Here is a 4756-nt window from a genome sequence, read left to right as displayed (position 1 = left end):
ATCATATATTTGTTTTTTGGATCATATCTGCTTTACTTTGGATCGTATATTTGTTTTTTGGACCATTTCCACTGCTTTCGATTATATATCCACATTTCCGACCATCTCCACCCCACTCCAACCAACAAAAAAATCCCTTATCGCTCAACACAATAAGGGATTCTAACCTCAAAACTCCTCATAAACAGCTGGATCTTGATCCGCAATCCGCCCGTCTTCGCGTGTTAGCCCAGAAATTTGCTGCATTTGTTCTTCTGTTAATTGAAAATCGAATATTTCTAGGTTTTCTTTTTGTCTTTGTGGGGAGCTTGATTTTGGAATTGGCAAGGCTCCTAGTTGGGTATGCCATCTTAGGATGACTTGGGATATTGTTTTGCCGTGTGCTTTTGCTATTTGTTGAATCGTTTCGTTTTCTAGGACATTATTTGCTCGGCCGAGTGGGCTCCATGATTCGGTTACGATTCCGTTCTCTTTGTCATAGGCTAGTTGCTCTTTTTGTGAAAAAAATGGATGTAGTTCTACTTGATTAATGCTCGGCAATACGCCGGTTTCTTTTTTCAAGCGATCGAGATGCTCTGGTAAGAAGTTGCAGACACCGATGGAGCGAATGAGTCCCCATTTTTTGGCGTCAATTAACGCTTGCCAGGCTTCTACGTATAAATCTGTTTTGGGATTTGGCCAGTGAATTAGGAATAAATCGTAATAATCTAGTTTTGTGCGGTAGAGTGATTCTTGGATAGTATAGATGGCTTTGTCGTATTGATGGTGTCTTCCTGGAAGTTTGGATGTAAGGAATAATTGATCTCTGCTAACAGCACTGCGGCGAACGGCTTCACCGACTGCTCCTTCATTTTCGTAATTAAATGCAGAGTCGAGTAAGCGATAGCCCATATCAATTGCTGACGTCATCGCTTGAACACCAGACGCGCCTCGCAAATCATATGTACCAAATCCAATGGCTGGAATCACAAGGCCATCATTTAGCGTTATTTGTGGAATTGTTGTATGCATGATTGATATCCTCCTTCTATAAATTAGAAAAGATTTCCTCTCTTTAAAAGTATAGAGGATACTAGATAACAAATTCTACTGATATGCTTCATCTCTTTCATTAAATTATCTTTACTTCAAAATATTATTCTTTCAATACTTAGGCAATATGTTAAAATATAGTATATATATTAAAAAATGTATCGGAGGGATAAGGGATGAAAAGTACTGGAATTGTTCGGAAAGTGGATGAATTAGGTCGTATTGTTATTCCAAGAGAATTGAGAAGAACATTGGGAATTGAAATTAAAGATCCATTAGAGATTTTCGTAGAAGGGGAAAAAATCGTCTTCCAGAAGTATAAAGCCTTTGAGGAGTGTGCGATTACTGGGGAAGTCTCACCTGATAATATCACCATTGGCAACGGAAAGATTGTGTTAAGTAAAGAAGGCGCCGAAATACTAATGAAAGAATTAGAATCCGTTTTTGCGAATGATTCTCAGAAGTAAGCTTTCAAATTCCATTTATGATAGGACAATTCCCTCTTCATTCACTCGATAGACGGAATTGTCTTTTTTGATTATTTTATTGTCTCGGTGCAAACAGCATCACACCTACTCCTATTAGGCAAATACCTGCACCTATCCAGTCATTCAAATCAGGTGTTTTTCGATCAATCCCCCATCCCCATAAAACAGAGAGGATGATAAAGATACCTCCATATGCAGCATATACTCTTCCAAACGACATAAACGATTGAAAGGTTGCAATAATACCATATAAAACAAGAGATATTCCGCCAAATATCCCCCAATAATAAGGCTTGCCCTCTCGAAGCCATTGCCAAATGAGATAGCCCCCACCGATTTCAGCTATACCAGCCAAAATAAAAATGATAATTGTCATCAAAAATCACCCTACTATCCATTTTCCATTCATTATACCAAATAACTAGGGTAATTAATCACTTCTTTCCCGTCTACTTCTTTCAATCATTCTCACTGTTAATTTGTGAAAAAGCATCAAAAAAACATATAGAACTAGATAGGTAAAAATGGAGTAAAATTGCTTCCAGCCATTTAAATAAAAGGTTCCTGTATAGATAAAGAAGGTTTCGTATACCATTGCAATGACTCCCCAAGTGAAAATATAGACTATCTTTTTATGAAGACCACTTTTATACGGAAAGTAATTTAGAAAGATGACGTTAATCGCTGGATAGATTCCCCCAATCTAAATCAAACTCTCCCAATCTACCCCTATTCTAAAATAACCATATAAATCATATTTCAAATCGAGAAAGGTATCAGTTACTAGTTGAAGAAATGTGGCAAACAATGTCGTTGTCAACAATTCAATAGCTGTTAAGCGTTTTGGAATAAAATAAGCAATTGCATTAAATAAAATTACCATCAAGATAAGAACATAAAATAACTCCTGTCTATATTGGCTTGTCCGTTCTTTTTTCCTGCAACTTCATAAATAATCTTGTTATTAGATACCCACCAATATAGAGGAACCAATAAATCAGAAAAATATAGAAGAAATTAATCCATTTATAGGGTTCAAATAACCCGATAGCTGTCAAAAGTGGTTTAAAACCAAAGCCAAAAATAACTGCTAATATGGTTGCATAAAGATAGAAGTTTTTATTATGCTTTAACGTCCATTGAAATACGAGCATAATAGCCACTGGAATAATCGCCCCATCCAGTGAGAAGCTTGGTAAGAATGGCAGAAACTGATACGGGTAGGCCCATAAACCAAAGCGAATACCCGTTGCATCTACATAGGAAAATAACATATGCACAGCAAAACCAAAGAAACCAATTATGAATATACGCTTTCGATCAATAGTAAAAAATAAAACGATTAGTGGAATGACTAACATCAGCACTCCCACCCAAAACTGCCATGTATCCAAACCGGAATACTTACTCCAATACTCTATTGCCTCTTTTGTATAATTCTCTTGTATAGAAACTAATCGATCAAAAAAAGATCGTTGTTGGTCATTCATCTGATCACCTCAGGGATTATTTCATTTTTTTAGTATGAACTATTTTTTAGAAAATATTTCACTTACTTATCGCTCATTAAATAAAAAGAATGGGGCAGACTTCAATTATTAGAAACTTCTTTCGATTAATAGTAACTAGATGAACACTGGGGGTACTTTATGTATCATCGAATATGGAATAATGCTACTTATTTCCGATATTTTTTCTTTATTCTTTTATCTCAACTTTCGCAGAGTGATATCGGCAAATAAGCCTTGATATAATTAGGAAGGCCAGCGATCCACTGTTCAAGTTGACTTTGAATTATTTTTTTGATTTTCTTATTCGTTTGTTTAAGTGCATCTTGAAGAAGCTCGATCAATTGCTGTAATGCGACAGCCCAATCAAGTTCATTTACTTCATCGCATAATTCGTAAAACAGACCACCTATTGTGCGTTGATCGGTATTACAGCGATTCTGCCACGACAGAACGATAAAACGAGAAAACACAATCGTTGTATGGCAAATAAGCGCGTCATATGAACGGCTTTGGAATTCTTTTTCAAGTTTCAAAAGAGATTTGGCCGCCTTAAAGAATACCTCGATATCCCAGCGCATTCCATAGATTCGGACGATCTCCTGTTCTGAAAGAGTGCAGTCTGTGCTGAGGATGGCAAGCCAGTCGCTTTTCTTATTTCTGTTTTGAATGAATACCACTTTAATTGGTGTTCCATTAGCCATGATCGTATGGATGGAACGAAGAATTCCTTTCTTGGATTGAATGGGTCCAGCTAGGCGGTATAGTTGCTTTAAAGAAACCATCTCCCCGTTTACGTTATAACGTTGTTTTGTTTCTTTGACCATACCAATTACGTCTAATCCTTGATCCACAATAGACTTTACAAGTGGTGGCAATGTAAACCAAGAATCCATAAGGACATAACTTGCATCTATCCCATTGGCTAATGCACGTTTAATCATGTCAGGAACTTGTTCAGGCTCAGTTTGTAATGCATTTTCTCGACGCTTGTATCCACAAGTACGTTTATCAATTTTTTCAGAGATACCATTGATTTGAGACTTTTTTGAACTGACTAAAGAAAAGTCAATTGGCATAAATGTATAGCCATCTGACCAGCCCAAAGTGAGCATACGAAACCCCTTAAAGAAACGCATTTTCAGGGAAGCATGATCAAAACAACGAGCGAGAAGCTCTACCTTTTTACTACGATTTCGGTCATACGCAGAATCATCGATAATCAGTACTTTTGGACGCTCTTTATTCGTAAGGCGAGTCACCTTTTGAATAGTAAAAATGCTCAACAGTAGTAAGAAACGGCGCCAATTAAAAGTTGATTGGTTTAAAAAGCGATAGACGGCATCTTTGGCTGGAAACTGATCGGCTTTCTTTGAATCAAGAAGTGAAAACCAATTTTTGTGCTGGAAAATCAAACAGAAAACAAGCTGAAATAAGTAGGAACAGCTGAAACCGAAGGATTTTTTAATTCCTGCTTGGCGCAGGTGTTTATTCATTTCAAGCTCAGAAAAAACCGAATTAAGTTCTTTTGGTAGTTGATTGTTTTGGCTATTTTGGTCTATCATATAGGGAGCACCTCTTCTGTATGGTAGTGTTTTCTCTACAATTACACTATACCAAAGAATGAGGTGTTATTTCATTTTATTAAACACTGTCAAGCAACATATTTAATAGACCATAGACGCAATACAACTAACGATTTGCACTTATTTTTTTGGTGCGAAAGTT

7 protein-coding genes are annotated in these 4756 nt (G+C 36.6%); 1 reads left to right on the top strand and 6 read right to left on the bottom strand.

Features of this window, described 5'->3' with window-relative positions:
• Nucleotides 1-168: 168 nt before the first annotated feature.
• Nucleotides 169-1011 (bottom strand): aldo/keto reductase, encoded by an 843-nt coding sequence (locus ADJ83_RS17400; protein WP_031536162.1) that lies wholly within the window; start codon nucleotides 1009-1011, stop codon nucleotides 169-171.
• Nucleotides 1012-1208: 197 nt separating this feature from the next.
• On the opposite strand from ADJ83_RS17400, the gene ADJ83_RS17395 reads away from it, so the two are divergent.
• Nucleotides 1209-1499: an AbrB/MazE/SpoVT family DNA-binding domain-containing protein gene (locus ADJ83_RS17395; protein ID WP_031536161.1), complete on the top strand. Its 291-nt coding sequence runs from the start codon at nucleotides 1209-1211 to the stop codon at nucleotides 1497-1499.
• A 76-nt stretch (nucleotides 1500-1575) separates the two neighbouring features.
• Here the strand turns inward: ADJ83_RS17395 and ADJ83_RS17390 are convergent, their stop codons facing one another.
• From ADJ83_RS17390 to ADJ83_RS17375, 5 genes are all read right to left on the bottom strand, one after another.
• Nucleotides 1576-1896 carry a YnfA family protein gene (locus ADJ83_RS17390; protein WP_048718531.1) on the bottom strand — a complete coding sequence of 107 codons (321 nt, stop codon included), beginning with the start codon at nucleotides 1894-1896 and terminating at the stop codon, nucleotides 1576-1578.
• A 54-nt stretch (nucleotides 1897-1950) separates the two neighbouring features.
• The gene (locus ADJ83_RS26325) at nucleotides 1951-2202 is read right to left on the bottom strand and encodes a hypothetical protein (protein ID WP_331280219.1); all 252 of its coding nucleotides are present in this window, start codon (nucleotides 2200-2202) and stop codon (nucleotides 1951-1953) included.
• A 21-nt stretch (nucleotides 2203-2223) separates the two neighbouring features.
• Nucleotides 2224-2403 carry a hypothetical protein gene (locus tag ADJ83_RS26320; protein ID WP_231512515.1) on the bottom strand — a complete coding sequence of 60 codons (180 nt, stop codon included), beginning with the start codon at nucleotides 2401-2403 and terminating at the stop codon, nucleotides 2224-2226.
• 28 nt (nucleotides 2404-2431) lie between these two features.
• Nucleotides 2432-3010, bottom strand: coding sequence for a CBO0543 family protein (locus ADJ83_RS17380; protein WP_048718529.1), 579 nt, complete (start codon nucleotides 3008-3010; stop codon nucleotides 2432-2434).
• Between the two features lie 221 nt (nucleotides 3011-3231).
• Nucleotides 3232-4593 carry an IS4 family transposase gene (locus ADJ83_RS17375; protein WP_048717268.1) on the bottom strand — a complete coding sequence of 454 codons (1362 nt, stop codon included), beginning with the start codon at nucleotides 4591-4593 and terminating at the stop codon, nucleotides 3232-3234.
• Nucleotides 4594-4756 lie beyond the last annotated feature (163 nt).

The organism is Bacillus sp. 522_BSPC (assembly GCF_001076885.1).
Lineage (GTDB): Bacteria > Bacillota > Bacilli > Bacillales > Cytobacillaceae > Niallia > Niallia hominis.
This window is presented reverse-complemented; position numbering and strand designations above follow the sequence as displayed.